At 67.1% G+C, this 24,647-nt stretch carries 28 protein-coding genes; 16 read left to right on the forward strand and 12 right to left on the reverse strand.

Going from position 1 to position 24,647, the window contains the following annotated elements; translation table 11 throughout:
• The 3 genes from ACW177_RS12585 to ACW177_RS12595 all read left to right on the forward strand — a co-directional run bounded on the left by ACW177_RS12585 (position 1) and on the right by ACW177_RS12595 (position 4,268).
• A complete protein-coding gene (locus tag ACW177_RS12585) occupies positions 1–2,322 on the forward strand; it encodes a TonB-dependent receptor (protein ID WP_492026033.1) in 2,322 nt (773 codons plus the stop codon).
• A gap of 168 nt (positions 2,323–2,490) precedes the next feature.
• A complete protein-coding gene (locus ACW177_RS12590; protein WP_492026034.1) occupies positions 2,491–3,180 on the forward strand; it encodes a response regulator in 690 nt (229 codons plus the stop codon).
• Complete coding sequence (locus tag ACW177_RS12595) at positions 3,180–4,268, forward strand: ATP-binding protein (RefSeq protein ID WP_492026035.1); 1,089 nt, start codon at positions 3,180–3,182, stop codon at positions 4,266–4,268. The genes ACW177_RS12590 and ACW177_RS12595 overlap by 1 nt, the downstream gene beginning before the upstream one ends.
• A gap of 18 nt (positions 4,269–4,286) precedes the next feature.
• Here the strand turns inward: ACW177_RS12595 and ACW177_RS12600 are convergent, their stop codons facing one another.
• Together ACW177_RS12600 and ACW177_RS12605 are read right to left on the reverse strand one after the other, a co-directional pair.
• Positions 4,287–4,466 (reverse strand): hypothetical protein, encoded by a 180-nt coding sequence (locus ACW177_RS12600; RefSeq protein ID WP_492026036.1) that lies wholly within the window; start codon positions 4,464–4,466, stop codon positions 4,287–4,289.
• Positions 4,460–4,642, reverse strand: a complete 183-nt coding sequence (locus ACW177_RS12605; protein WP_492026037.1) for a helix-turn-helix domain-containing protein — start codon at positions 4,640–4,642, stop codon at positions 4,460–4,462. Before ACW177_RS12605 ends, ACW177_RS12600 begins: the two co-directional genes overlap by 7 nt.
• 339 nt (positions 4,643–4,981) lie before the next feature.
• Between ACW177_RS12605 and ACW177_RS12610 the strand changes: the two genes are divergently transcribed.
• Positions 4,982–6,199, forward strand: a complete 1,218-nt coding sequence (locus tag ACW177_RS12610) for an RtcB family protein (RefSeq protein WP_492026038.1) — start codon at positions 4,982–4,984, stop codon at positions 6,197–6,199.
• A gap of 49 nt (positions 6,200–6,248) precedes the next feature.
• Here the strand turns inward: ACW177_RS12610 and ACW177_RS12615 are convergent, their stop codons facing one another.
• Together ACW177_RS12615 and ACW177_RS12620 are read right to left on the reverse strand one after the other, a co-directional pair.
• Positions 6,249–6,761, reverse strand: a complete 513-nt coding sequence (locus ACW177_RS12615) for a hypothetical protein (protein WP_492026039.1) — start codon at positions 6,759–6,761, stop codon at positions 6,249–6,251.
• Between the two features lie 123 nt (positions 6,762–6,884).
• Positions 6,885–7,376, reverse strand: a complete 492-nt coding sequence (locus tag ACW177_RS12620; protein WP_492026040.1) for a winged helix-turn-helix transcriptional regulator — start codon at positions 7,374–7,376, stop codon at positions 6,885–6,887.
• Between the two features lie 194 nt (positions 7,377–7,570).
• Between ACW177_RS12620 and ACW177_RS12625 the strand changes: the two genes are divergently transcribed.
• The 5 genes from ACW177_RS12625 to ACW177_RS12645 all read left to right on the forward strand — a co-directional run bounded on the left by ACW177_RS12625 (position 7,571) and on the right by ACW177_RS12645 (position 11,899).
• Entirely contained in the window at positions 7,571–8,428 is an 858-nt protein-coding gene (locus ACW177_RS12625) for a thioesterase family protein (RefSeq protein ID WP_492026041.1), read from the forward strand.
• Positions 8,429–8,500: 72 nt separating this feature from the next.
• Complete coding sequence (locus ACW177_RS12630) at positions 8,501–8,776, forward strand: hypothetical protein (protein WP_492026042.1); 276 nt, start codon at positions 8,501–8,503, stop codon at positions 8,774–8,776.
• 65 nt (positions 8,777–8,841) lie between these two features.
• Positions 8,842–9,534: an alpha/beta fold hydrolase gene (locus tag ACW177_RS12635; RefSeq protein WP_492026043.1), complete on the forward strand. Its 693-nt coding sequence runs from the start codon at positions 8,842–8,844 to the stop codon at positions 9,532–9,534.
• Between the two features lie 111 nt (positions 9,535–9,645).
• Positions 9,646–10,809 (forward strand): YjgN family protein, encoded by a 1,164-nt coding sequence (locus ACW177_RS12640; RefSeq protein ID WP_492026044.1) that lies wholly within the window; start codon positions 9,646–9,648, stop codon positions 10,807–10,809.
• Between the two features lies 1 nt (position 10,810).
• On the forward strand, positions 10,811–11,899 hold the full coding sequence (locus tag ACW177_RS12645; protein WP_492026045.1) for a M48 family metallopeptidase: 1,089 nt from the start codon (positions 10,811–10,813) through the stop codon (positions 11,897–11,899).
• Here ACW177_RS12645 and ACW177_RS12650 read toward each other — a convergent pair.
• Genes ACW177_RS12650 through queC form a run of 3 tightly spaced genes read right to left on the reverse strand, consistent with a single transcriptional unit; the run spans position 11,894 to position 13,628 of the window.
• The gene (locus ACW177_RS12650) at positions 11,894–12,262 is read right to left on the reverse strand and encodes a 6-pyruvoyl trahydropterin synthase family protein (RefSeq protein ID WP_492026046.1); all 369 of its coding nucleotides are present in this window, start codon (positions 12,260–12,262) and stop codon (positions 11,894–11,896) included. The two genes, ACW177_RS12645 and ACW177_RS12650, sit on opposite strands and share 6 nt — an antisense overlap.
• Positions 12,262–12,897 (reverse strand): 7-carboxy-7-deazaguanine synthase, encoded by a 636-nt coding sequence (gene queE, locus ACW177_RS12655; protein WP_492026047.1) that lies wholly within the window; start codon positions 12,895–12,897, stop codon positions 12,262–12,264. The genes ACW177_RS12650 and queE overlap by 1 nt, the downstream gene beginning before the upstream one ends.
• A complete protein-coding gene (gene queC, locus ACW177_RS12660; RefSeq protein ID WP_492026048.1) occupies positions 12,894–13,628 on the reverse strand; it encodes a 7-cyano-7-deazaguanine synthase QueC in 735 nt (244 codons plus the stop codon). Before queC ends, queE begins: the two co-directional genes overlap by 4 nt.
• Positions 13,629–13,839: 211 nt before the next feature.
• On the opposite strand from queC, the gene ACW177_RS12665 reads away from it, so the two are divergent.
• Positions 13,840–15,483, forward strand: coding sequence for a response regulator (locus tag ACW177_RS12665; protein WP_492026049.1), 1,644 nt, complete (start codon positions 13,840–13,842; stop codon positions 15,481–15,483).
• A gap of 7 nt (positions 15,484–15,490) precedes the next feature.
• Here the strand turns inward: ACW177_RS12665 and ACW177_RS12670 are convergent, their stop codons facing one another.
• Complete coding sequence (locus ACW177_RS12670; protein WP_492026050.1) at positions 15,491–16,522, reverse strand: ligase-associated DNA damage response exonuclease; 1,032 nt, start codon at positions 16,520–16,522, stop codon at positions 15,491–15,493.
• A gap of 80 nt (positions 16,523–16,602) precedes the next feature.
• On the opposite strand from ACW177_RS12670, the gene ACW177_RS12675 reads away from it, so the two are divergent.
• The 5 genes from ACW177_RS12675 (at position 16,603) to ACW177_RS12695 (ending at position 19,187) form a co-directional block, all read left to right on the forward strand.
• Positions 16,603–17,055: a PaaI family thioesterase gene (locus ACW177_RS12675; protein WP_492026051.1), complete on the forward strand. Its 453-nt coding sequence runs from the start codon at positions 16,603–16,605 to the stop codon at positions 17,053–17,055.
• The gene (locus tag ACW177_RS12680; RefSeq protein WP_492026052.1) at positions 17,052–17,444 is read left to right on the forward strand and encodes a PaaI family thioesterase; all 393 of its coding nucleotides are present in this window, start codon (positions 17,052–17,054) and stop codon (positions 17,442–17,444) included. Before ACW177_RS12675 ends, ACW177_RS12680 begins: the two co-directional genes overlap by 4 nt.
• A 168-nt stretch (positions 17,445–17,612) precedes the next feature.
• On the forward strand, positions 17,613–17,963 hold the full coding sequence (locus ACW177_RS12685) for a hypothetical protein (RefSeq protein WP_492026053.1): 351 nt from the start codon (positions 17,613–17,615) through the stop codon (positions 17,961–17,963).
• 137 nt (positions 17,964–18,100) lie between these two features.
• Positions 18,101–18,499 (forward strand): hypothetical protein, encoded by a 399-nt coding sequence (locus ACW177_RS12690; RefSeq protein ID WP_492026054.1) that lies wholly within the window; start codon positions 18,101–18,103, stop codon positions 18,497–18,499.
• A gap of 52 nt (positions 18,500–18,551) precedes the next feature.
• Positions 18,552–19,187 carry a S24 family peptidase gene (locus ACW177_RS12695; RefSeq protein ID WP_492026055.1) on the forward strand — a complete coding sequence of 212 codons (636 nt, stop codon included), beginning with the start codon at positions 18,552–18,554 and terminating at the stop codon, positions 19,185–19,187.
• Positions 19,188–19,320: 133 nt separating this feature from the next.
• On the opposite strand, the gene ACW177_RS12700 is transcribed toward ACW177_RS12695, so the two are convergent.
• The 4 genes from ACW177_RS12700 to ACW177_RS12715 all read right to left on the reverse strand — a co-directional run bounded on the left by ACW177_RS12700 (position 19,321) and on the right by ACW177_RS12715 (position 22,578).
• Positions 19,321–19,791, reverse strand: coding sequence for an SH3 domain-containing protein (locus ACW177_RS12700; protein ID WP_271164135.1), 471 nt, complete (start codon positions 19,789–19,791; stop codon positions 19,321–19,323).
• 88 nt (positions 19,792–19,879) lie between these two features.
• The gene (locus tag ACW177_RS12705; protein ID WP_492026056.1) at positions 19,880–20,257 is read right to left on the reverse strand and encodes a hypothetical protein; all 378 of its coding nucleotides are present in this window, start codon (positions 20,255–20,257) and stop codon (positions 19,880–19,882) included.
• A gap of 59 nt (positions 20,258–20,316) precedes the next feature.
• Positions 20,317–21,990: a lysine--tRNA ligase gene (locus ACW177_RS12710; protein ID WP_492026057.1), complete on the reverse strand. Its 1,674-nt coding sequence runs from the start codon at positions 21,988–21,990 to the stop codon at positions 20,317–20,319.
• Positions 21,991–22,098: 108 nt separating this feature from the next.
• Positions 22,099–22,578: a hypothetical protein gene (locus ACW177_RS12715; protein WP_492026058.1), complete on the reverse strand. Its 480-nt coding sequence runs from the start codon at positions 22,576–22,578 to the stop codon at positions 22,099–22,101.
• Between the two features lie 81 nt (positions 22,579–22,659).
• On the opposite strand from ACW177_RS12715, the gene queA reads away from it, so the two are divergent.
• Complete coding sequence (queA, locus tag ACW177_RS12720; protein WP_492026059.1) at positions 22,660–23,769, forward strand: tRNA preQ1(34) S-adenosylmethionine ribosyltransferase-isomerase QueA; 1,110 nt, start codon at positions 22,660–22,662, stop codon at positions 23,767–23,769.
• The last annotated feature ends 878 nt before the right edge of the window (positions 23,770–24,647 follow it).

Raw genomic sequence — 24,647 nt, forward strand, 5'->3', positions numbered from 1 at the left:
ATGCACCGTCAAAACAAACTCCGCCTCCAGTTGCTGCTGGGCACCGCCCTTCTTGCAGCGCCCTTCTCCGCCTTCGCCCAAACCGCACCGGCGCCCGCTGACGCCGCGCCCGCTGGCCTGGACGACATCGTCGTCACCGCCACCAAGCGTGAAACCAATCTGCAAGACACGCCGATCTCGATCTCGGTGCTGAACTCAGAGGCTATGGAAGACCGCCACGTTCAGAGCCTGATGGACCTGGCTGACGGCGCCGTTCCCGGCCTGCGCGTCGCCACCTTCGAAGCCCGCCAATCGGCCCTGACCATCGGCATCCGCGGCATCGTGCCGAACGACGCCAACCAGCCCGCTCGCGAACAGGGCGTCGGCATCTACGTCGATGGCGTCTATATGGGCCGCCAGCACGGCCTTGGCGCCGCACTGCTGGACGTCGAACGGATCGAAGTCCTCAAGGGCCCCCAGGGCACCCTGTTCGGTCGCAACACCGAAGGCGGCGCCCTGTCGCTGGTGACGCGCAAGCCCACGGGCGAGTTCGGCCTGCGCGCCGTCGCCGGCGTCGGCAACTATGACTCCTACAACTCGGAACTGCACGTCGACTTTCCCGCCATCGGCGACTTCGCCGTCAAGATGGACGGCGTGGTCTCGGTTCAGGGCCCCGTCACCAAGAATACCCTGCCGGGCGAAGAAGGCTTCGGCGCCTACGACCGTCGCGGCCTGCGCGGTCAGGTCCGCTGGACCCCGACCGAAAACTTTACCGCCGACCTGGCGGCCGACATCAGCAAGGACAAGAACACGCCGTTCTATACCCAGCTGCTGAACTACAACCCCAACGGCCTGACCGTCGTGCCCTTCACCTCGACCAGCGTTCCGTCGGGCAGCATCCGCGCCCTGTCGCCGCTGGTTCAGGTCAACGGCGACAGCCGCATGAAGGTCGCCGACATCGGCGTGCCGCAACAATGGAGCGTCGACGACACCCAGGGCGTCGATCTGCACCTGTCGTATCACCTGAACGACGATCTGGAACTGCGTTCGATCAGCGCCTACCGCGAAGTCGATGTCGAACAGTATGACAACATCGCCGGCGCCCACCGGCCGCCCGTCGTCGGCCCGAACTCGAACTTCAGCCGCTATTCGCTGGCCGGCCTGTGGCAACACCAGTTCAGCCAGGAGTTCCAGGCGATCGGTTCGCTGGGTGATCGCATCGACTATGTCGGTGGCCTCTACTACTTCAAGGAAATCGCCTCGGACGACGCCTCGACGCCCTCGACCAACAAGTGGAATGCGGACGGCACCGGCTACACCATCAACGACCCGACCCCGACCATCCGCGGCCACCGCTCGATCGACCGCCAAAGCCGCGCCGAATCCGAGTCCAAGGCTGTTTACGGCCAGGCGACCTGGACCCCGTCAGTCTTGAACGACGCCCTGCACATCACCGCCGGCGGCCGCTTCACCCAGGACGACAAGTCGGGCGTGCTGTCGAAGGTCAATAATGCGGCGACCAACTACACCTTCGACAAGAAGACCGAGCGCTTCAACCCGATGGTGACGGTGGCCTATGACGTCAACGACGACGTCAACCTGTACGCCAAATACGCCACCGGCTATCGCGCCGGCGGCGCCAGCTCGCGCTCGCTGACCTATCGCTCCTTCGGCCCGGAAGACATCAAGTCCTACGAACTGGGGATGAAGAGCGATTGGCTGAACCACCGTCTGCGCCTCAACGCCGCCGCCTTCTATTCGGAGCGTGAAGACAGCCAGATCGACTTCAGCCTGGTGACCGTGATCGGCTCCTCGACGCGGAACACGCTGGAAACGATCAACGCCCCCGGCACGACCAAGATTAAGGGCGTGGAACTGGAAGGCACGGCGCGCCTCACCAACGCCCTGACCCTGTCGGCGTCCTACGCCTATACGGATGCCGAAGTGCCGCCGACGCGTAACCCGTTCTCGGGCGTCGTCCAGCAGGTCTACATCGCCTACACCCCCGAAAACGCCTTCAGCGTCGCCGCCGACTACACGGCTCCGCTGTTCGCGGGGACCTTCAAGGCGCACATCGACGGCAACTACGCCGATGCGACCCAGGCCTTCGACCAGTTCGAGCTGAAGAACGACTCGTCCTTCATCGTCAACGGTCGCCTGGCCCTGGCCGACATCACCACCCGCGACGGGGGCCCGCTGCTGGAGGTCTCTCTGTGGTCGCGCAACCTGTTGAACGAAGCTCACGTCTATCGTCGTGACCCGTCCAACCGCGCCACCATCGGCGACTACGGCAACTTCAACAACCCGCGCACCTTCGGCATCGAGCTGCGCGCCTCCTACTGATCGTTTCGAACGAACAGGCCAGAGCCCCCTTCCGCCGCCCGGCGGGAGGGGGTTTTGTCATTCGGGCGCATCTCGTGTTTGTGGAGACCGAGTGAAATTTATCCGAAGACGTCCAGTTGTACTGGACCTCGCGCGCGTCCGGCGCGATGGCGACGGCATGGAGATGTCATGAGCAGTTTGATCCTGATCGCCGACGACGAGGGCGAGATCGTCGAGATTCTGGACGCCTATATGCGTCGCGAAGGGTTCCGCACGGCCATCGCCTCGGACGGCCAGCAGGCGATAGATCTGCACGCTTCGCTGAAGCCCGACCTGGTCCTGCTGGATGTCCGCATGCCGGTGCGTGATGGCTGGGACGTTCTGGGAGAACTGCGTCGTCGCGGCGAGACCCCGGTCATCATGGTCACCGCCCTGGATCAGGATCTGGACAAGCTTCAGGCCCTGCGGATCGGGGCCGACGACTATATCGTCAAACCGTTCAAGCCGATCGAGGTCGTGGCCCGCGTCCACGCCATACTGCGCCGCAGTGTCGGCGCTCCCAACGCCAAGGTTCTTCGCGTCGGCCCCCTGGAGGTCCAGCTGGAGAACTACCTGGCTGCGGTCATCACGCCCGAGGGCAAGCGTAGGCTGGACCTGACCCTGACCGAGTTTCGCATCCTGGCCCACATGGCCCGTATCCCGCTGCGCGTCTTCACCCGCGCCGAGATCATGGAAGCCTGCTTCCCGAACCAGGACGTGCTGGAGCGCACGATCGACAGCCACGTCAGCCATCTGCGTCGCAAGCTGGAGAGCACCGGCGCCGAGGGACTGCTGACCAATGTGCGCGGCGTCGGCTATCGGCTGGAGCCGGACGCCTGATGCGGATTTCCGCCACAGGGCGAAAGATCGCCGTTCGCATGGCGCTCGTCACCCTGTCCGGGTTTGCGCTCAGCGCGCTTTGCGCCTTCGTCGTCTACGCCTGGGTGTTTGAGAACCACCCCGACGCGGTCGCCGCCCCGCACCACTGGCGCCCGCAGCTTTTCGACTATGCGGTGATCGCCGCCGCCGTTCTGACCGCCGTCGGCGCCTCCGTCCTGACCGGGGCGCAACTGGCCCGCCGGATCGTCCTCCCCCTGGCCTCGCTCGCCGCCGCCGCGCGCCGGATCACCGACGGCGACCTGACCGCCCGCGCCGTGGTCGGCGAGCGCGCCCTGGGCGAAACAGCCCAGCTCGTAGAGGATTTCAACCGCATGGCCGAGCGGCTCGAAGCCCTGGCCGCCGGGATGATCACCTGGAACGCCAAGATCGCCCACGAACTGCGCACCCCCGTCACCATTCTGAAAGGCCGGCTGGAGGGGGTGGCGGACGGGGTGTTCGAGATCGACGAACGCACCCTGACCAGTCTGCTGCGCCAAATCGACGGCCTGGCCAGAGTGGTCGAGGACCTGCGGGTCGTCAGCCTGGCCGACAGCGATCACCTCGACCTGCGGCTCGAGACCGTCGATCTGGCCGAAGTGATCGGCGATCTGCGCGGCGCCGTGGCGCCGGGCCTCGCCGCCGCCGGTTTCGAGACCGAATGGGCGCTGAAACCCACTGTCGTCGTCTGCGATCCGACGCGGATTCGACAGGCGGCCATGGCCCTGATCGAGAATGCCCGCCGCCACGCCACGCCGGGACGTCTGTGCATCCGTACAGCGCCCGAAGGCGGAGTGGTCCAGGTATCCGTCAAGGACAGCGGCCCCGGCATCGCCGAAGATCGCGCCGCCCAGATTTTCGAGCCGTTCAAACGCCACACCACCTACGCCTCCGGCTCCGGCCTCGGTCTGGCCGTGGTGCGGGCCGTCGCGGACGCCCACGGCGGCCGGGCCTTCCATGACGCCGAGTCCGACGGCGGCTCCCGTTTCACGGTCGAAATCCCGCGCGCGCCGGACCTCGGACAAGCCGACCGTCAGGCCGCCACGGCATAGACCCGCAGCCGGTTCCCGTCAGGATGCGCGCGCCCCATCGGGCGGCAGCACCGCCGCGATCCGCGCCAGCGCCCCCAGGGCTGCGTCCCGCATCCGCGGATCGGCCCGGTCCGCGACCCAGCGCGAGCCCAGCACCAGGGCCTCCACTTCCTCCGGCGTGAACATCAGCGGCGGCAGCAGAGAGCCCGGCTTCAGCACATAGCCGCCCCCGCCTCCCCCTCGATCGTCGCCCCCTGCGCCTGCAGGCTGGCGATGTCGCGATACAGGGTGCGCAGACTGACCCCTATCTCAGCGGCCAGCGCACGACCGCTCACGGGCCGGCGATGCCGTCGCAGCAGGTTCAGCAGATCGAGAAGACGTTCGGAGCGGGACACAGCGCGAGCCTAGCAGACCTGCCGCCAAAAAACGGCAGTATCAGGTTTTTCCAACGTCGGGGGTTGCAGCCCACCACCTTAGCCGTGTATCCGCCCACCTCCGAAGACGAGAGACCCATGTTCACTCACTACGCCACCATCAATGCGCCCAAGGGCTTGGACCGACTGCCGGTCCAGGACGAATGCGCATGCGTGAGGGGTAGGTAGGGAACGACCGGTCATCGACTTCGGTTTTCCAGCAACCCCTCCCGCCACCGGCCGGAGGGGTTTCTTGTATCCGCAAGCGACGTCTCTCCGTCCGGTCCGGGAGGATCACAGACAGAGAAGGAGACGTCGGCCATGTCAGGCTATGACGTGATCGAAGGCTCGGGCGCGCCGATCAAGGCGTGGACCCGAGGGGTGCCCATCGAGGATGCGGCGCTGAAACAGCTGAAGAACGTGGCCTCGCTGCCGTTCATCCACAAACACGTCGCGGTCATGCCGGACGTGCACTGGGGCATGGGCGCGACGGTGGGGTCGGTGATCCCGACCGTGGGGGCCATCATCCCGGCCGCCGTGGGCGTGGACATCGGCTGCGGTATGATGGCGGTGCGGACCTCGATCCGCGCCGAACACCTGCCCGACGACCTGTCGGCGATCCGCTCCGCCATCGAGGCCGCCGTTCCGCACGGCCGCACCGACAACGGCGGGCGCAACGACAAGGGCGCCTGGGCCGCCGAACCGCCGGCCTCGGCCGTGACGCGCTGGGCCGATCTAAAGGCAGGCTATGACGCCGTGGTGGAAGAACACCCCAAGGCGGCGCACCCGCGCGGCTTCGGCCACCTGGGCACCCTGGGCACGGGCAACCACTTCATCGAGCTGTGCCTCGACGAGGCCGGCGACGTGTGGGTGATGCTGCACTCCGGCTCGCGCGGGGTGGGCAACCGGTTCGGGACCTATTTCATCGAACGGGCCAAGCACGAGATGCGCCGCTGGCACATCAACCTGCCCGACCAGGACCTGGCCTATTTCCCGGAAGGCACGGACGGCTTCGTCGATTATGTACGGGCGGTGTCGTGGGCGCAGAAATACGCGCGCGCCAACCGCGAGGTGATGATGGACAGCGTGCTCGGGGTGCTGAAGGCCTTCTGGCCGGATCTGAAGACGACGCAGGAGGCGGTGAACTGCCACCACAACTACGTCTCGAAGGAGAAGCATTTTGGCAAGGACGTCTTCCTGACCCGCAAGGGGGCCGTGTCGGCCAAGGACGGTGAACTGGGCATCATCCCCGGCTCGATGGGGGCGAAGTCCTTCATCGTCCGCGGCAAGGGCAATGCGGATTCGTTCTGCACCTGCTCGCACGGCGCCGGTCGGGCCATGAGCCGGACCGAAGCCAAGCGCCGCTTCACGATCGAGGACCACGTCCGCGCCACCGAGGGCGTGGAATGCCGCAAGGACGCCGAGGTGATCGACGAAACCCCGATGGCCTATAAGGACATCGACGCGGTCATCGCGGCCCAGACCGACTTGATCGAGGTCGTGCACACCCTGCGTCAGGTGGTGTGCGTCAAGGGATGACGGGAGCCGGTTCCGCCGCAAGGTGGGGCCGGCTTTCGTCGTTCTGAGTTTAGTGAACCGTGGTCAGCGGCTCCGTTTCGGTCTCCCAACGCCGCCCTCCTGGGTGCATCAAAGCCGTATATGTCGAAAGGGGCTCCCCCGTCAGATCCAGAAGCGAAGCTATGCGCGTGGTCTCGGCCTTCAGCATGGCCCCCAGACTGTCCCATTCGGCCGCAATGTCGTGGGCGTCCGCGTGGTGTGTCAATCGAACCCGCCCCTGGTCGTCGATAATAAAAACTCCGCGTGAAGACCAGCCGACCGCTCCGCCGATAACCATCTGGCTCTCAGCCATTCCGGCAGGTCTTCCGATGAGATTTCCGTAATCGATGCTTATCGGCTGTCCCGCGTCAGGCCCTACCGACCGATCCATACTGTGGATCACGCCGTAGAGATTGAGACTCACAAAACTAAGACCGTTGGCGGCGGTCTCCAGGAAGCAAGTATAATCATTGCGAGGACAGTTCACTCCGGACAACCAGCCGTTAAGATCGCCGGTGCCCAATGGATCGTAAAGTCGCGCCATATAGGCGAACGGTCCGACATGAGGCTGCGGCCTCAAGAGATCGCCCCCGGCGACCCGCCGAGGCGGTTCGCCGAGAAGATCAGCAAACCAGTTCAGAAGCGCAGGCCGGTGCAAGCGAGCCCCCTAAGCCGCCTCGTCCTTCGGCATCACATCCCCCACCGTCGGCCGGTTCTCCGCGCGCGTCAGCAGGATCTCCCTCGGCTTGACGATCTCACCGCAGCAGCCGCAGGCGATGCGCGGCGTCAGGGTCTGGCCGCAGGTCGAGTGGACCATGTCGATACCGCAGTCGGTCTCGCCATAGACGTGTTTGGCGCCCCAGCCGTGCAGGGTCACCAGAACCCCGTACAGATCCTTGCCCTTGGGGGTCAGCACATATTCGTTGCGCGGCGGCCGTTCGGAATAGGGGCGCGGCTCCAGCACCCCGTGCTGGACCAGGCTTTTCAGACGTGCGGCCAGGACGTTGCGCGCCACGCCCAGATTATCCTGCCATTGCTCGAATCGGCGCACCCCGTTGAAGGCGTCGCGGATGACCAGCAGGGTCCACGGATCGCCGATCACCTCCAGCGTGGCGGCGATGGAGCAGCTTTGGCGGCTGTAGTCTGCGGTGCGTCCCATGCGACAAAAGTGACCTCGCGTCAGCCGCTTGGCAAGAGGGTTGCCAAACCGAACCCGCTAGGTCAGTCTTGTTTGGCAACGGACTGACGAACCTCCCGGTTCGTCGCCTTGTTCCCAGACTGGCGGAAGGCCTCGCTCCTGTTGCGGCACGCGGGGCCTTCCGTCCCTTCTTCGCCTGACGCAGGATCGCGCCCATGGCCCATATGACGACTCCCATCTCCCTCGACGCCGCCCTGAGCTTCCACACCCTGGACGACGGCGGCCTGTCGGCCCCGGTGCCCGGTCATTTCTCCAACGGCCCCTCGGGTTTGCCGCCGGAAAAGGGCTTCCCCTTCGGCGGCCTGCTGGCGGCCCTGTGCGCCCAGGCGATGCGTCATGGCCTGTCCCTGACCGCGCCGCTGCGGACCCTGTCGGTTCAGTATCTGTCGGCGGCCAAGTTCGGTGATCAGGTCGCCTTTCGTCCCCGTCTGCTGCGCGGCGGCCGCAATGTCGTCTATGCGGCGGTCGAGGCCGAGCAGGACGGTCGCATGACCCACCACGCCACCGGCACCTACGGTCTGGACGGGGCTGCCCCGCCCCTGACCCCGCTTCATCTGCCCCCGCCCCCGCTGGACAGTCTGAACCCCGCCGCCACCATCCAGGGGCCGATGTCGCCCCACTTCGCCCAGCACGTCGAATACCGGTTCGACGGCGGCCCCAACATCCTGGGCGGCAACACGGGCAAGCCTGTGATCGAGCGCACCTGGATGCGGATGTCCGACCGCCGGCCGCTGGACGAGGTCGGGCTCTGCTATCTGCTGGACGCCCTCTATCCCCCGGCCTGGACCGCCACCTCGATCCCGGCGCCCATGACCACCGTCGATCTGCGCATCGACATCCTGACCGACCCGACGCCGCAGACGGCGCCCGACGGCTGGGCCTTCTTCGAGTTCCGGATGCTGGACCTCGGCCTGGGCTGGACGGTGGACGAGGCGACCGCCTGGGGTGCGGACGGAACCCCGCTGGCCATCGCGCGCCAACGCCGCAAACTGCTCCCGCAACGCACCGCCTGATCGGGGGCGACGACGGTCAGGCCCCGTTCACCATTGGGCTGTACCCTCCACATCTCACGAGAGAATCTCCCGATGACCGACCGCCGCCCCCTGCACGCCGCCGCCCTACCCCTCCTGCTGGGCGCGGCCCTTCTGCTCCAAGGCTGCGTGGTCGGAACCGTAGTCGGCGGAACCGCCGCCGTCGTAGGCGGCACGGCCAAGGCCACCGGCGCAGCCGTCGGCGCCGGCTTCGACGCCGTCACCACCTCCGACGAAGAAACCCGCGCCCGCCGCGAACGCGAACAACGCGACCACGAACGCGAGCAACGCCGCTGCGAACAGCGCCAGCGTCAGGGCAAGACCTGCTGACCGGTTAACCACACAGCCTCATTCGGCCCCTGCGCGGGCGGGAGAGGTCGTGATACGGTCCTCATATGACCCCGACCGTCCTGATCCCCGGCCTAGCCTGCACGGCCGAAATGTTCACTGCCCAGACCGTCGCCCTGTGGCCCCACGGCCCCGTCACCGTCGCCTCGACGCTTGAGGGCGACAGCATCGCCGCCATGGCCGCCGCCATCCTGCGCGACACCCCGGCCCGTTTCGCGCTCGGCGGCATCTCCATGGGGGGCTATATCGCCATGGAGATCCTGCGCCAGGCGCCGGAACGCGTCATCAAGCTGGCCCTGCTCAACACCTCGGCCCGCGCCGACACCCCTGAACAGATCGAGGCGCGTCGCCTTCTTATGGAACGCGTTCGGAACGGTGAACTGGAAGCGGTCCTCGCCCAGGTCACGCCCAACCTGCTTCATCCCAACCATCGCGGCCGTCAGGACCTGATCGACATCCAGATCCGCATGGGCCGCGACGTCGGATCGGACGGTTTCATCCGCCAGGAAGCCGCGATCACGAAACGGATCGACTCGCGTCCACACCTTGCTGAAATCCGGGCCCCAACCCTCGTCCTGGTCGGCGACCGCGACCCGCTGACCCCGCCGGACCGCGCCCAAGAAATCGCCAGCGCCATCCCTGACGCGAGCCTCGCCATCATCCCCAACTGCGGCCACGCCTCCACCCTGGAACAGCCAGAAGCGGTCAGCGCGGCGCTGTTGGAGTGGCTCTCCGCCTGAGGCGCCCCTCCGGGTGCAGCCCCGGCGATGGCGCCCGCTTTCGATTTAATCGATTGCACCCTCGCGTTGTCTGCGGATATCCAGAGCAGGGGACATTGGTAGGGGGATAGTTTGACCGACATCACCGAAGACGCGCCGACGCCGGCGCGTCCGCTCTATGACGCCTTAGGTCCGATCTCCGATCCCGACGAAGGCGCGGAGGCCCTGGTGTTGACCACCACGCTCCAGCCGTCGAACTTCCTGGGCCTCAGCCTTAAGAACGGCCTGCTGAACCTCGTGACCCTGACCCTCTGGCGGTTCTGGGGCAAGACCGAGGTGCGTCGCCGTATCTGGCAGGGCGTGCGACTGAATGACGAGGCCTTCGAATACACCGGGCGGGGCGTCGAACTGTTCGTCGGCTTCCTGCTGGCCCTGGCCGTGCTGGGCGCGCCCTTCCTGCTGATCGTCTTCGCCGTCCAGTTTCTTCATCCTGGGCTGGCGGCCGTCCTCATCTTCCCCTTCTACATGTTCATCTATTGGCTGTGGGGCTTCGGCGTCTTCAGCGCCTTCCGCTACATGGCCAGCCGCACGACCTGGCGCGGCATCCGCTTCCGGCTGACCGGGTCGGCCAGCGGCTACGGCCTCCGCTTCCTCGGCTATCTTTGGCTCTCGGGCTTTACCCTTGGTTGGTTCTGGCCTGCGGCTGAACGCAAGTTGGCGGCGTTCCTGTGGGACGGGCTGCGCTTTGGAGACCGCAAACTGACCTTCCGCCTGGGTCGCGCCGAGGGTGAGGGCGTCTACGGCCCCTATGCCATCGGTTGGTTCGGCACCGTTGCGGGCTATATTTTGCTGATCGTCGTCATCGGCGGAATGATCGCCGGTTTCAGTCACGCCGGGCTGTTGCCGGAACCTGAATCCGGCACGCCGCCGGACGTCATGATCATCGTCGGCATCTACGGCGTCATGGCGCTCCTCGCGCCGATCTTCCTGCTGATCTGGGCGCCCTATCAGGCGGCCATGCTCCGCTCGATCGCTAACGGGGTGTCGATGGACAAGGCCAGCTTCACCTTGGACGTCAAGGCCTTGCCCCTGTGGTGGTTGACGGTCAGCAACCTGTTCGTGATCATCGTCACCCTGGGCTTCCTCATGCCCTGGGCCCAGGCCCGGACGGCGCGCTTCCTGGTCCAGCGGCTAAAATCCACCGGCGAAGCCAAGGTCGGGCTGGCGCACCAGACCAGCCGCGGCCCCGGATCGGGCGAGGGCCTGGCCGACGCCTTCGGCTTCTCGGCCATCTGAGATGGACGGCCGCTTCTACGACGGCAAGAGCGCTCGATCTCATGCGGTCGTCGTCACCGTCGATGCAGACGCCGTGATCCTGTCGCTCGACAGCCAGGAGCGCCGCTGGCCGGCCAAAGGGCTTTCAGTGGCGTTTGAGGCGAACGAGGCCCGCCTGTCGCACAGCGCCGAACCGGACGCCCGGCTGGTCGTGTCCCGATCCGACTGGACCCTGGCGGGGGGTCTGCTGGCCAGCCGCACCGCCAGGCGCGACCGCTCGCGCGAGCGACGCCTGGCAGTCGCCCTCGCCGTCGTGGCGGCGGCCGTGACCGGCTTCGTCTTCATCGGCGTTCCGGCCCTGTCCGGGCCGCTCGCCCGGGCGACGCCGGTAGAGTACGAGCGCAACATGGGTCGAAACTTCGACCTGCAGATGAACGCCCTCTTCCCGCGCTGCGAAGGCGAAGACGGCCAGGCCGCGCTCCAGGCCATGACCGACCGTCTGGCCTCCAAGGCTGACACCGTGTTCGACATTCGCATCCGCGCCGTCCAGGCGCCGATGATCAACGCCTTCGCCCTGCCTGGCGGTTCCATCATCGTCACCGACGACCTGATCCGCACGGCCGAAACCCCCGACGAGGTCGCCGCCGTGGTCGCCCACGAGATCGCCCATGTCGAAAAACGCCACGTCATGCAGGCGGTGTGGCGCAGCCTGGGTCTTGGTCTGATCCTGGACGCCGTCGTCGGCGGCGGGTCCGGCGCGGGCCAGCAGGCGGTGATTTTGGCCGGTCAGGCGACCGACCTCAGCTACGGCCGCGCGGCCGAACACGAAGCCGACGAACGGGGCCGCGCGCTGCTGCACGAAGCCGGCTTCAGCTCAAAGGGCATGGCCGCCTTCTTCAACCGTCTGTCGAAGATGGAGGACCAGAAGCTGGCCGAGGCGGCCGAGTTCGCCGCCACCCACCCGGCCTCCGGCCGTCGCGCCAGAGAGGCCCGCGCCGCTGAACGCCCCGGCGCCCCCGCCCTGTCCGACGAGGACTGGCGCCGGGTCAAATCGGCCTGCAAGGCCGAAGAGCCGAAGCTGCGCGTCATCCGCCGCCAGCTGGGCCTATAGGCAAAGCACGCACCGCTCGTTGATCGTCGGCCGCGCCACCTGCACCCGGCAAAGCCCCGGCCAGTCCGGCTTCAGCGTCTTGACGAACCACAGACACAGGTTCTCCAGGCTGGGCAGTTCCAGCCCCTCGTGCTCGTTCAACATGCCGTGGTCCAGCTGCTCCGCCGCCGCTCTCAGCGCCCGGTCCAGCGCGCCTAGGTCGGCGACCCAGTTGTGCTCGACGTCCAGGGTCTCGGAGCGGATCGTCGCTTCGACCGTGAAGGAATGGCCGTGGACGCGGCGATAGATGCTGCCCTCGGGTTCGTTGGGAAAGTGGTGGGCGGCGTCGAAGGTCGCCTGTTTGGTGATTTCGAAAACGGGCATTAGCGGGCGCCGATGTACTTGTGTGTCTGGACGCTCAGGCGCCACTGGGGATGGGTAAGGCAGTATTCGATGGCGGCGGCGGTGTTCGCCGCCTGGTCGGGGCCGTCCATGGGCTGGAGCCAGAACCGCTCGAACTCCAAGTGTTCGAACCGTTCCGGCAGGGCCTTGGGCTGCGGATAGACCAGCTTCAGCTCCTGGCCCTTGACCTGGATCACAGCCGCATCCGCCTTGGGACTGACGCAGATCCAGTCGATCCCGTCCGGCGCCGCCAGGGTGCCGTTGCTCTCTATGGCGATCTCGAAACCGCGCGCGTGCAGGGCCGCGATCAGCGGCGGGTCCAGTTGCAACAGAGGCTCGCCGCCGGTGCAGACCACCAGTTTCGGATCGCCCACGCGCCCTCGCCACATCGCCGCGACATGATCGGCCAACAGGTCCGCCGTGGCGAACTTGCCCCCGCCGTCCCCGTCCACGCCGACAAAGTCCGTGTCGCAGAAGGTGCAGACGGCGCTCGCCCGATCCTGCTCGCGCCCGCTCCACAGATTGCAGCCGGCGAAGCGCAGAAAGACCGCCGGCCGGCCCGCCTGTCCGCCTTCGCCCTGCACCGTCAGAAAGACTTCCTTGGCCGAATAGGTCACGTCTCGGCGCCTTGGGACGCGACCCAGTCTTCATAGCCCGCCGCGCGCAGCTCGCAGGCCGGACATTCGCCGCAGCCATAGCCCCAGGCGTGCCGATGCGTCCGGTCGCCCAGGTAACAGGTGTGGCTGTCCTCGATGATCAGCTCGACCAGGGCCTCGCCCCCGATCCGGTCGGCCAGCGCCCAGGTCTGCCCCTTGGTCAGCCACATCAGCGGGGTGTCGATCGCCACCGGCTTGTCCAGGCCCAGCGACAGGGCGCGCGCCATGGCCTCCATGGTCTCGTGACGACAGTCGGGATAGCCGGAATAGTCGGTCTCGCACATGCCGCCGACCAGCACCTCCAGCCCGCGCCGATCCGCCAGGGCCGCCGCCGCCACCAGGAAGATCAGGTTGCGTCCCGGCACGAAGGTCGTCGGCAGGCCGCGCGCATCCATCTCGATCTTGCGGTCGGCGGTCAGGGCGCTCTCGGCGATCCGGCCATAGCCGGTCAGGTCCACCACATGGTCGTCGCCCAGCCGGTCGGCCCATTGCGGCAGGGCGGCCGTCTTCATCCCGGCGCGCACCGCCTGGCGCGCCTCCATCTCGACCCGATGGCGCTGGCCATAGTCGAAGCCGACCGTCTCCACCCGCTCGAACCGCTCCAGCGCCCAGGCCAGACAGGTCGCGCTGTCCTGCCCGCCGGAGAACAGAACCAGAGCCGTTGTCGGAGACTTTTCCAGGATGACGCTCATGACGAATCTGCGGTCGGCCGGTCGGCCGCGCGCATGCACAAAGGGATGAGGACCCTAGATGGGTCGGGCCGGCCTTCTACACCAGACCCGGCCTCGGCGCAAAACGCCCCGAATGACAACGCTTGTAACCAGTGAAACTTTTTGATCAGGCTTAACTAATCGGCAAGCGATACTGGTGCATATGGGAGGCCAGTAAGGAGTTCCAGGCAGTATGCCGATTATCGAGACCCTTTCGGAACAGGCCCAGCCGGTCGCTCCATCGACCCTTGGCTGTCATGTCCTCGCCCGGTTCGAGCGCGAACCGGACACGCTGGTCATTCCGGTCGTCGAGAATGACCGCCCCGTCGGCCTCGTGGAACGCACCGCCTTCCTGCAAAAGATCGCCGGCCGTTTCGGCCACGCCCTCTACGACGGCCGCCCCATCAGTTTCGCCATGGACCCCGAGCCTGCGGTGGTCGAGGGCGACGTCCAGACCCTGGCCTTCTGCGACATCATGTTGAAGGGCGGCCCCGCCGCCCTGCTGCGCGGCTTCATCGTCACCAAGGGCGGCCGTTACCATGGGGTCGGCACCGCTGCGACCCTGCTCAAGGTCGCGACCGATCGCCAGCGCGCGCACGAAGCGATGATGGCGGATCAGGCCGCCATCCTAAACGACACCCGCGCCCAGGCGCTCGCCGCCGCCCGCGCCAAGAGCCAGTTCCTGGCCATCATGAGCCACGAGCTGCGCACCCCGATGAACGGCGTGCTCGCCGTCGCCGAACTGCTGCGTCGCCAGCCGCTGAACGCCACGGCCCAGGCCCACGTCCAGACCATCGTCGAGTCCTCCGAAAGCCTGCTGCGCATTCTTCAGGACGCGGTCGATCTGTCCAAGGCCGAGGCCGGCGAGCTGGAGATGAACCCCGTCCCCACCCCGCTTCGCGCCGTCATGGACGATGTCCAGGCCCTGTGGGAGCCGCGCGCCTCCCAGGACGGCGTGACCCTGATGGTCGGCTATGAAGGCGACACCGAACTGGCCGCCGTCATCGACGGCATGCGCCTGAAACAGGTGTTCAACAACCTGATCGGCAATGCGCTCAAATTCGCCCGCGACGGCCTTGTCGAGGCCGGGCTCAAGGCCTGGGTCGAGGGCGATCAGGTCCATATGGAGGCCCGCGTCCGCGACGACGGCCCCGGCGTGGACGCAGATCGGGTCGACGCCATCTTCGAGCCCTTCTCCCACGGATCCGGGCCCGACGGCGCCGGCCTGGGCCTGTCGATCTGCCGCCAGGTGATCGACCGGATGGGCGGCCGCATCTGGGCCGAGAACAACAAGGGCCGCGGCGCGACCTTCGCCTTCGACCTGACCGCACGTCGCGCCGTCGCCGTCGTCGAGACGCCGTCGAACGTGTCGGACCTGTCCGAACTGAACCTTCAATCGGCGCCGCACGTCCTGATCGTCGATGACAACGCCACCAACCGCGTCGTGGCCCAGGCCCTGTGCGAGATGTTCGGCTGCAGCTCCGAACTGGCCGAGGACGGGATCGAGGCGCTCCAGGCCGTTCAGGAAAACCGCTACGACCTGATCCTGATGGACATCAAGATGCCGCGCATGGACGGTGTCCAGGCGACCCGGGCCATTCGCGCCCTGGACGGTCCGGTCGGCCAAACCCCCATCGTCGCCCTGACCGCCAACGCCGATCCGGAAGACGCCAAACACTATCTGTCCGTCGGCATGGCCGCGGTGGTCGAAAAGCCGATCAAGCCGGAACGCCTGCGCATGGCCATGAACGCCGCCCTGTCTGGTGCAACCCCGGCCAGCGCCGAGCAGGCCGAAAGCCGCCGATCCGCCCCCGCTGCCCGGCGCAAGGCGGGCTGACCCGCCCTTAATCCGGTCGGACCTCCAGCGTCTCTTCGTCCTCCTCGTCATAGCCGACGAGACGCAGCGCCCGCGCCTTCTGACCGTTCAGCTCGGCCCAGCGCAGCAGCCCCTCCTCGCGGCCATGGGTGATCCACACCTCGTCCGGCCTCAGCGCCTCGAAGGTGGCGATCAGCTCGCCCCAGTCGGCGTGGTCCGAGATCACCAGCGGCAACTCCACCCCCCTCTGGCGCGCCCGCGCCCTCACCCCCATCCAGCCCGAGGCGAAGGCCGTCACCGGGTCGGCGAAACTGCGTGACCACCGGTCCTGAATGGCCGACGGCGGCGCGATCACCACCTCGCCGCCCAGCGCGCCCTTGCCCAAGCCGCGCGCCGGCAGGATCGGCCCCAGCTCGATCCCCTCGCGTTCATACAGGTCGTTCAGCCGCTCCATCGCCCCGTGGACATAGATCGGCCGCTCCCATCCCGCCTCGCGCAGGCTCATGATGATCCGCTGCGCCTTGCCCAGAGCATAGGCCCCGACCAGATGGGCCCGCTCGGGAAACTGCCCCAGCGAGCGCACCAACCGACCGATCTCTTCCTCGGCCGGCGGATGGCGAAACACCGGCAGGCCGAAGGTCGCCTCAGAAATGAAGACATGACACGGCGTGGGCTCGAAGGCCGGACAGGTCGGGTCGCGCCGGCGCTTGTAATCGCCCGACACCACCATGGTCAGCCCCTTCCACCTCACCTCGATCTGCGCCGACCCCAGCACATGGCCGGCCGGGACCAGCCTCAGGTCCACGCCGTTGATCGCAACGCCTTCGCCGTATTCGACCGCCTGCTGTCGCCCGGCGAAATCGGCGCCGTATCGTTCCGCCATGATGGCCAGGGTCTGGCGCGTGGCCAGGACCACGCCATGCCCCGCCCGCGCATGGTCCGAATGGCCGTGGGTGATCACCGCCCGATCCACCGGCCGCACCGGATCGACGTAGAAGTCGCCCGGCGGGCAGTACAGGCCGGCGGGGGTGGGGTGCAGCAGGTCTTCGGGGCGGATCATGGGATCCTTAACGCTCTCGACGCCGTCGGGTCCCCCCTCCATACAGGAGACGACCATCGGCTTCACGGGCGTCCGTTCGCATGCACGACAGTTTCGTCGACACCATCCTGCCCCAGCTCGCGGCGGGGGCCGCCCACACCGGGGCCCTGGGCTTCGTCTTCGACGGTCTGCACGACGGCGAGCCCCGCATCCGCGTCCCCTGGCGCGAAGACCTGGTCGGCGATCCGGAAACAGGCGTCCTGGCCGGCGGCCTGGTCACAACCCTGCTGGACCATATCGGCGGCCTGGCAGTCTGGACCGCCATGGACGAGTTCCAGCCCATCGCCACCCTGGACCTGCGGGTGGACTATATGCGCGCCGCCCATCCGCGCATGGACCTGCTGGCCCAGGCGAAATGCTTCCGCCTGACGCCCACCATCGCCTTCGTCCGCGCCTGGGCCTTCGAGGTCGATTCGTCCGACCCCGTCGCCGCCGCCCAGTCCGCCTATGTGCTGAACCGTGCACGCCCCGGACGAGAGGAGGCCGCAGCATGAGCGACCTTCTCGACCGCATCCCCTACGCCCGCTTCCTGAACCTCCAGACCCTGGTCAGCGGCGACGAGATCACCGTCATCCTGCCCTTCGCCGACCGGCTGATCGGCAACCCGATGCTCCCGGCCCTGCACGGCGGCTCGACGGCGGCCTTGCTGGAAATGACGGCCATGGCCCAGGTCGCCCTGGCCTTCCCCAGCCCGCGCCTGCCCCGTCCGATCAATGTCACGGTCGCCTATCTGCGCACCGGACGCCCGGTCGATGTCTTCGCCCGCGCCAGCATCAGCCGCGCCGGCCGCCGCGTCGCCCACGTCCAGGCCGAGGCCTGGCAGGAGGCCCGCAGCCAGCCCATCGCCTCTCTCACCGCCCACTTCTTACTGGATAATCCCTAGGGATTTCGACGGCCTACACCGCACCCCAGAAAAGCTTTACTAGACAAGCATCGCCAGGCGCGGCGCTTTAGCGCACCTTTGCTTGAAAGGTTAACAAGACTCTATCGAGTATGATTAAGCCGTGTTAAGATTCATCCATTGTAAACCTTAGCTTGAGGGGCTTTTCTAATGGACCGGACTGAAGTCATCGCCAGCGTCGCTGGTGACTTGCACGCGACTGAACACGCCATCGACGCCGCCATCACCCAGGCGACTGTTCTGGTGCAATCCTTCATCGGCGCCCGCGCCGCCCTCTCGCTTTCGCCCGTCGCGGCCACGGCGTCGCAAGCCAAGGCCATGGAAACCATCGCCGCCCTCGCCGCCGCCCGCGAATCCATCGTCGCCTGCCACGCCGAACTGCAAAAAGACCACCGCCGCATGGGCTTCGGCACCTACGCCGCCGGCCCGATCGGCAAGCCCGATGACTGGCTCGATCCGGAGGACGCACGCCCGCTCAACCGCCTTCGCTCTGTCGGGTGAATTCTTGGTAAGCTTAGCAGACTGACATTTCAGCTTAACCAGAATTCGGTCATTATCGCCTCCGTGCACACAGCGCGGGGGCGATTTGCATGATTAACATGGGTTACGCAGTTGTAGGCGCCATATTCATGGTTGTTATGGGACTGTTCGCCTTTCTGAAAGGCGGCCCCCGCGAGAAGATGGGGGCAGGCATTTACCTGTTTGCTTGGTTCGCTTCTCTTGTCGCCCAAGAGAACGCCGGTTTTCGCGACTGGCCCTACGGTCTATTCGCAATCGATACTGCTACGCTTCTTGCGCTCGTCGCCATCGCTTGGCGATACCCGCACTCTTGGCCGACCTGGGCGGCCGGCCTTCAGTTGATCGCCGTCATGGGCCACATCATGATCATGACCACGAACCAGGCGCCGCTGACGTCGATCTATACTGCGATGAACCTGATCGGCTATCTGATCATACTCTGCATCGGCGTCGGCACCTTCTGGGTCTGGCAGGACCGCAAGGCGGCCGCGGAGTATGCGCAGCGGACAGCTAGGTAGATATTCCTAACCGCCTCCCCTAAACTCCACCCGACTCACTGTCGGGATTCCCATGCCCCTGTCGCACGCCAAACTGTGGAAGGCCGTGGACGCCCTCGCGCGGCGCGAGGGGTTGTCGCCGTCGGGGCTGGCGCGACGGGCGGGGCTGGATGCCACCAGTTTCAATCCGTCGAAACGGTTCGGCGCCGGCGATCCGCCGCGTCCCCGCTGGCCTTCGACCGAGAGCATGACCCTGATCCTTCAGGCGACCGGCGTGTCCCTCGCCGAGTTCGCGGCCCTGGCCGAGGATGCGCCGCCGAGCCGGGCGACCGTGCCCCTACTTGGTCTGGCCCGCGCCGGTCTGGACGGTTTCTTCAACGACGCAGGCCTGCCGACCGGCGACGGCTGGGACCAGACCGACTTGCCGCAGGTCACCCCCACTACTTTCAGCCTGCGCATCAGCGGGGATTCGATGGCGCCCCTGTACCGCGAGGGTGACCGGGTCATCGTCGACCGGGGCGATCCCGCCGTGCGCCGTGGCGACCGGGTCGTGGTCCGCCTGAGCTCGGGCGAGGTGCTGGCCAAGGAGCTGACCGGCCTGACCGCCCGCGCCGCCACCCTGTCCTCGATCAACCCCGACTATCCGCCCCGCGTCGTGCCCCGGCGCGAGATCGAATGGATGGCCCGCATCCTGTGGGTCAGCCAGTAGAAAGCCCCGCCCGGCGAACCGGACGGGGCCAGGCTCCAACGGCGAACCGCGAGCCTTGCGACGATCCCGGCGGCGGGAACTGGACGGGGCATGAACGGCCCCGCCGCCGAAACGGTCTTTCGAAAAGCGCCCCTTAGCGGGTCACATAGTTGGCGTTGACCCAACCGCCGCCGGCGATCTGGATCCAGTCGCCTTGCGAGGCCACGGCCGTGAACTGCTGGCCGGCCGACAGGCTGCCCGCCTGGCGGAAGCCGGTGCCGGGGCCGCTGCGGATGCGCAGGTTCGTGCCGGCGCGATAGGTGTTGGCGTTGGCCTGGGCCGCAGCACGGGTGCGTTGCTGGTTGCAGCCGATATAGGAACCGGCCGCCGCGCCGGCGCCGGCGCCGACCACGGTCCCGGCCGTGCGCTCGTTACGCGCCAGGTTCGAGCCGACCACCCCGCCGACCACCGCGCCGATCAGGGCGCCCGCGCGCTGACGACCGCCGGGGGCGTCGCAGTTGGTCACGCCATTGGCCTGGGCCTGGGCGGCCATGGGGGCGGCGGTCACCAGGGCGGCCAGAGCCGCAGCCGTGGCCAGACCCGTCTTCAGAAACTTGCTCGACATCTTGTATCTCCTGTCATCGGGTTTGCCGATGAGGAGACAATGCCCGTCCCAACCTGAAGGCTCCCGGAGCTTCGCCGTTATTTTCCGTTCATCTTGACGGCCGTGCGGCCCGCCATCGGTGGATCATCGCGCGCGCCGCCTCGGTGTCGCGCGCGATTAGGTGTTTGCGGCGCAGGAACTGAAAATCCATCACCCGCGCCCACAGGTGCAGCAATCGATCACTGGTGACGATGACCGTGACCGCTTCCACCTCGGGCGGCGCCCCCCAGGCCTCGGCCAGTTTCGTCAGATGTTCGATCGAGGCGTCGTCGGGCATCGGCTCGCATTCGACGATCCAGTCCCAGGCGCACAGTTCGGGCCGGGCATTGATCACCCCCAACGTCGCCGTCAGAATCTTGTCCGCATTCCCGGCGGACAACAGGTCCATCCACAGGATCCGCGCCTGCTCGTCGATTTCGTAGTCCAACGTCGCGCCCCTGGCCACGCCTATAGAGTCGGTCAGAAGTCTCGAAAATTAACCCTACGTCAAGCTCGCGTCAGTTCGCCGCGCGCCCCGGCCTCGATCAGGGCGATGGTCTGCGCAAGGCCGTAGATGGCCGCGAACGAGCCGAAGCGCGGCCCCTGCGACGCGCCCAGCAGCACTTCGTACAGCGCCCCGAACCAGGCCCGCAGCGGCTCGAACGCGTGCGCCTTGCCCACCGCATAGACCTCGTTCTGGATCAGCTCGCCGTCCGTGGTGTCCGCCGGCAGGGCCTTCAGCCGTTCCGCCAGATCCAGCAGCGCCGCCTTCTCCTTGTCGTCCGGCAGGCGGTACGACTTCGAGGGCTTCACGAAGTCCTCGTAATAGTTCAACGCCCGGTCCATCAACTGGTCCAGCAGCGGCTCGTTCTGCGGCGTCGCCTCCGGCAGATATTTGGCGAAATAGGCCCACAGCTGATCCTTGGTCGAGGCGTTGGCCACCCCCACCAGGTTCAGCAGCAGGGCGAACGACACCGGCGAGGTATGGGTCGGCGGGTTCCCGGCATGGATCGACCAGACGGCGTTGTCGATCCGCTTGGCCGGCTCCTGGGTCTTGTAGCTTTCGATGAAGGCCAGATAGTCGTCGATGGCGCGCGGAATGACGTTGAAGTGCAGGCTCTTGGCCGACTTCGGCGACTGGAACATGTACCAGCTCAGGCTCTCCGGCGTGCCGTAGCGCAGCCACTCGTCCATCGTCAGGCCGTTGCCCTTGGACTTGGAGATCTTCTTGCCCTCGATATCCAGGAACAGTTCATAGTTGAACCCTTCCGGCGGCGTCCCGCCCAGGGCGCGACAGATCTTGCCGCTCTCGCGCACGCTTTCGATCAGGTCCTTGCCCGACATCTCGTAATCGACGTCCAGCGCTACCCAGCGCATGGCCCAGTCGGGCTTCCATTGCAGCTTCACATGGCCGCCGGTGACCGGCAGTTCGGCGCGCCCGCCGGCCGGGTCGTCGAAGACGATGGTCCCCTTCTCGACATTCCGCTCCAGGGTCGGAACCTGCAACACATGGCCCGTGATCGGGCTGACCGGCAGGAAGGGCGAATAGGTCGCCCGCCGCTCTTCGCCCAGGGTCGGCAGCATGATGGCCATGACCGCGTCGAACCGCTCGAGCAGGGTCAACAGCGTCGCGTCGAACACGCCGGACTTGTAGGTCTCGGTCGAGCTCATGAACTCATAGTCAAAGCCGAACCCGTCCAGGAAGGCCCGCAGCCGCGCATTATTGTGCGCCCCGAAACTGTCGTGCGTCCCGAACGGATCGCGCACCCGGGTCAGCGACAGGTGCAGATCCTCGCGCAGCATCTCCGGGTTCGGCACCCCTTCCGGCACCTTCCTCAACCCGTCCATGTCGTCGCTGAAGGCGATCAGTCGCGTGCGCCAGTGGTCGCCCGTCAGCGCCCGGAAGGCGTTGCGCACCATGGTGGTCCGCGCCACCTCGCCGAAGGTGCCCATGTGCGGCAGGCCCGACGGCCCGTATCCGGTCTCCAGCACCACCGGCCGGCGCAGGGCCTCGAACTTGGCCAGGGCCTCGTCGGCCTTGCCCGCGTCAATCAGCGCCCGCGCCTCGGCCCGCTCGCTCTCGCCCAGCCGCTTTTTCAGAACATGGGCCAGCAGATTGCGGGCTTGTTCGAACGGCCAGGACTTGGCCTCACGGGCGAGATTTTCGAGGTTCTGAAGCATGGCGGCGGTTTGCAGTCTGCAACCCGCCGGGTCAACCGCCTATCCTTCCCACCCGCCGTCACCCTCGGGCTCGTCCCGAGGGTGACGGTAGTTAAGTGAGCAAACCGCTCACCGCCCTCGGTCGAACGCTCCCACCGCCCAGCTCACCACCGCCGCCCCCACCGCCACGATGATCGCATCCTCGATCAGCCCGCTCTTCGTCTGCCCGATCCGCTTCATCGCCGTCTTGCGTCCCCGCAGCGTCAGATAAGCCAACGGAACCGCCGTCCCCACCGCCAGCGCCGCCCCCAGCTTCTCACGCCCCCGCGGCGCCAGGGCCGATCCAGCGATCCCCGCGCTCATCACCCGCGCCAGCAGGCCCAGGAACACCGTCCGGTCCGGCGCCGACTTCATCTTGTCGCCGAACAGCTCGCCCACCCCCATGGCCAGACCGCCGAACTTGAACAGCGGATGATCCAGCAGCAGCAACCGCCCCGGCGTCTCCCGATGCGCCAGCCGCGCCCCGGCTAAGGCCGCCATGGGCGTCATGGACCGGGCGCTGGCGACGGCGCCGATGAGGACGGAGAGAAGGAGTGCGAGGGTTTTCATGCCCCATCAACACCGCAGCAGAGCGGAGGTTCATCGCCCGCTCTTGACCCCCTGCCCCGCCCATGGCCTTTGCGCCGCCTGATGAAGACCGCCGATTTCGACTTCGACCTGCCCGAGGACCGCATCGCCCTGCGGCCAGCCGATCCGCGCGATTCCGCCCGGCTGCTGGTGGTCAGGGACGGCGCCCTGGACGACCGCGTCATCCGCGACCTGCCCGACTTCCTGCGCCCCGGCGACGCCCTGGTCTTCAACGACACCCGCGTCATCCCCGCCCGCCTGTCGGGCGTCCGCACCCGTCCCAACCCTGTTCCCGGCGCCGAGACGGAAACCCTGACCGTCGCCGTCGAGGCCACGCTTCACCACCGCGACGCCCCCGACGTCTGGTCCGCCTTCATGAAGCCCGGCAAGCGGATCAAGCCCGGCGATAGAATCCGCTTCGGAAGGGAAACCGACGCCGCCTGCGACCTGGGCCGTCTCGACGCCACCGTGGCCGACAAGGGCGAAGACGGCCTGATCACCCTGAAGTTCGACCTGTCCGGCCCGGCGCTGGACGACGCCATCCGCAACGTCGGGGTCATGCCCCTGCCCCCCTATATCGCCGCCAAACGGCCCGAGGACGACCGCGACCGCTCGGACTATCAGACCGTCTTCGCCGAACACGACGGCTCGGTCGCCGCCCCCACGGCGGGCCTGCACTTTACCCCCGCCCTGCTCGACGCCATCCGCGCCAGGGGCGTCTCGACCCACGCCGTCACCCTGCACGTCGGCGCCGGCACCTTCCTGCCGGTCAAGGCCGACGACCTGGCCGACCACAGGATGCACAGCGAATGGGGCGAGGTCTCGCCCGAGACCGCCGCCGCCCTGAACGCCGTCCACGCCGCCGGCGGCCGCATCGTCTGCGTCGGCACCACCTCGCTGCGCCTGCTGGAGTCCGCCACGACCGAGGCCGGCGAGATCCGCCCCTTCCACGGCGACACCGCCATCTTCATCACCCCCGGCTACCGTTTCCGCGCCGTGGACGTGCTGATGACCAACTTCCACCTGCCCAAATCCACCCTCTTCATGCTGGTCAGCGCCTTCGCCGGCCAAGCCACGATGAAGACCGCCTACGCCCACGCCGTCGCCGACGGGTATCGCTTCTACTCCTACGGCGACGGGTCCTTGCTGTTCCGGGCAACGCCTGACCTCTAAGCGCACCTCCCCGTTCGCGGAGGCGAACGGGGAGGACAGGCGGGAGCGTCAGCGAACGCCAGGAGGGGGCGACTCGGTGTCTGAAGTCGGCCCGGTCACCCCCACCGCCAGAGTCGCCCCCGCCTGGTCGCAAGCGCGACCTGTCCTCCCCACGCGCTCCGCGCGCGGAGAGGTGACGCCGTCTAACTCACCTCCCCGTCGGCGAAGGCCGGCGGGGAGGACAGGCGGGAGCGTCAGCGAACGCCAGGAGGGGGCGACTCGGTGTCAGACGCTGGTTCGGTCATCCCCACCGCCGGAGTCGCCCCCTCCTGGTCGCAAGCGCGACCGGTCCTCCCCACGCGCCTTCGCGCGCAGGGAGGTGAGCCAGCGCGCACAATGACGCTGCCTCGCTCTCAAAAAATTCAACGCTCTAAAAGAATCTCACCCCCCGCTTCTAACCACCCTCCAAAACCCCCGCATAATACCCCCGGTCTCGTCGCTAGGAGGGCTCGTAAGGCCTGCGACCTTGCGGCGGCGGGAGCGTATGGAACGGGGGCGGGGGTGGGATTCCCTCGCGCCGCATGACGGTGCATCGGTGGGCTCATCCCGCGCAGAAACGTCGGCGGAGGACACGGGGTTAGGAACCCGGTCGCACTCGGGACGGTCCTTCGCAGGGATCGCCGACCCGTCGCAGGCCTTGGGGAAGAGGCATCACAACTGCCGCTTCAATATCCCCGGCCGGCAGAAACACCATGCGCGCGGAGCGTCTGTCTTCGTCGAAACGGTAAACACTAATCCATCCCGGGCGAAGCCCGGCGCTCCGTCCTGCCCTCCAGACTTCGCAGCGAAAGCGCGTCGGCGCCTCCGCTTGACCTGTAGCCTTCGACCGCTCGAACCCT

This window comes from Brevundimonas sp. AVps23W (assembly GCF_058681395.1).

Coding starts and splice junctions, on each gene's coding strand:
- queC (WP_492026048.1), bottom strand. CDS start 13,628: ATGAGCGTCATCCTGGAAAAGTCTCCGACAACGGCTCTGGTTCTGTTC.
- queA (WP_492026059.1), top strand. CDS start 22,660: ATGAAGACCGCCGATTTCGACTTCGACCTGCCCGAGGACCGCATCGCC.
- ACW177_RS12610 (WP_492026038.1), top strand. CDS start 4,982: ATGTCAGGCTATGACGTGATCGAAGGCTCGGGCGCGCCGATCAAGGCG.
- ACW177_RS12690 (WP_492026054.1), top strand. CDS start 18,101: ATGGGACTGTTCGCCTTTCTGAAAGGCGGCCCCCGCGAGAAGATGGGG.
- ACW177_RS12715 (WP_492026058.1), bottom strand. CDS start 22,578: ATGAAAACCCTCGCACTCCTTCTCTCCGTCCTCATCGGCGCCGTCGCC.
- ACW177_RS12590 (WP_492026034.1), top strand. CDS start 2,491: ATGAGCAGTTTGATCCTGATCGCCGACGACGAGGGCGAGATCGTCGAG.
- ACW177_RS12685 (WP_492026053.1), top strand. CDS start 17,613: ATGGACCGGACTGAAGTCATCGCCAGCGTCGCTGGTGACTTGCACGCG.
- ACW177_RS12695 (WP_492026055.1), top strand. CDS start 18,552: ATGCCCCTGTCGCACGCCAAACTGTGGAAGGCCGTGGACGCCCTCGCG.
- ACW177_RS12680 (WP_492026052.1), top strand. CDS start 17,052: ATGAGCGACCTTCTCGACCGCATCCCCTACGCCCGCTTCCTGAACCTC.
- ACW177_RS12670 (WP_492026050.1), bottom strand. CDS start 16,522: ATGATCCGCCCCGAAGACCTGCTGCACCCCACCCCCGCCGGCCTGTAC.
- ACW177_RS12645 (WP_492026045.1), top strand. CDS start 10,811: ATGGACGGCCGCTTCTACGACGGCAAGAGCGCTCGATCTCATGCGGTC.
- ACW177_RS12665 (WP_492026049.1), top strand. CDS start 13,840: ATGCCGATTATCGAGACCCTTTCGGAACAGGCCCAGCCGGTCGCTCCA.
- ACW177_RS12615 (WP_492026039.1), bottom strand. CDS start 6,761: ATGGCGCGACTTTACGATCCATTGGGCACCGGCGATCTTAACGGCTGG.
- ACW177_RS12710 (WP_492026057.1), bottom strand. CDS start 21,990: ATGCTTCAGAACCTCGAAAATCTCGCCCGTGAGGCCAAGTCCTGGCCG.
- ACW177_RS12585 (WP_492026033.1), top strand. CDS start 1: ATGCACCGTCAAAACAAACTCCGCCTCCAGTTGCTGCTGGGCACCGCC.
- ACW177_RS12700 (WP_271164135.1), bottom strand. CDS start 19,791: ATGTCGAGCAAGTTTCTGAAGACGGGTCTGGCCACGGCTGCGGCTCTG.
- ACW177_RS12635 (WP_492026043.1), top strand. CDS start 8,842: ATGACCCCGACCGTCCTGATCCCCGGCCTAGCCTGCACGGCCGAAATG.
- ACW177_RS12595 (WP_492026035.1), top strand. CDS start 3,180: ATGCGGATTTCCGCCACAGGGCGAAAGATCGCCGTTCGCATGGCGCTC.
- ACW177_RS12620 (WP_492026040.1), bottom strand. CDS start 7,376: ATGGGACGCACCGCAGACTACAGCCGCCAAAGCTGCTCCATCGCCGCC.
- ACW177_RS12625 (WP_492026041.1), top strand. CDS start 7,571: ATGGCCCATATGACGACTCCCATCTCCCTCGACGCCGCCCTGAGCTTC.
- ACW177_RS12630 (WP_492026042.1), top strand. CDS start 8,501: ATGACCGACCGCCGCCCCCTGCACGCCGCCGCCCTACCCCTCCTGCTG.
- ACW177_RS12675 (WP_492026051.1), top strand. CDS start 16,603: ATGCACGACAGTTTCGTCGACACCATCCTGCCCCAGCTCGCGGCGGGG.
- ACW177_RS12650 (WP_492026046.1), bottom strand. CDS start 12,262: ATGCCCGTTTTCGAAATCACCAAACAGGCGACCTTCGACGCCGCCCAC.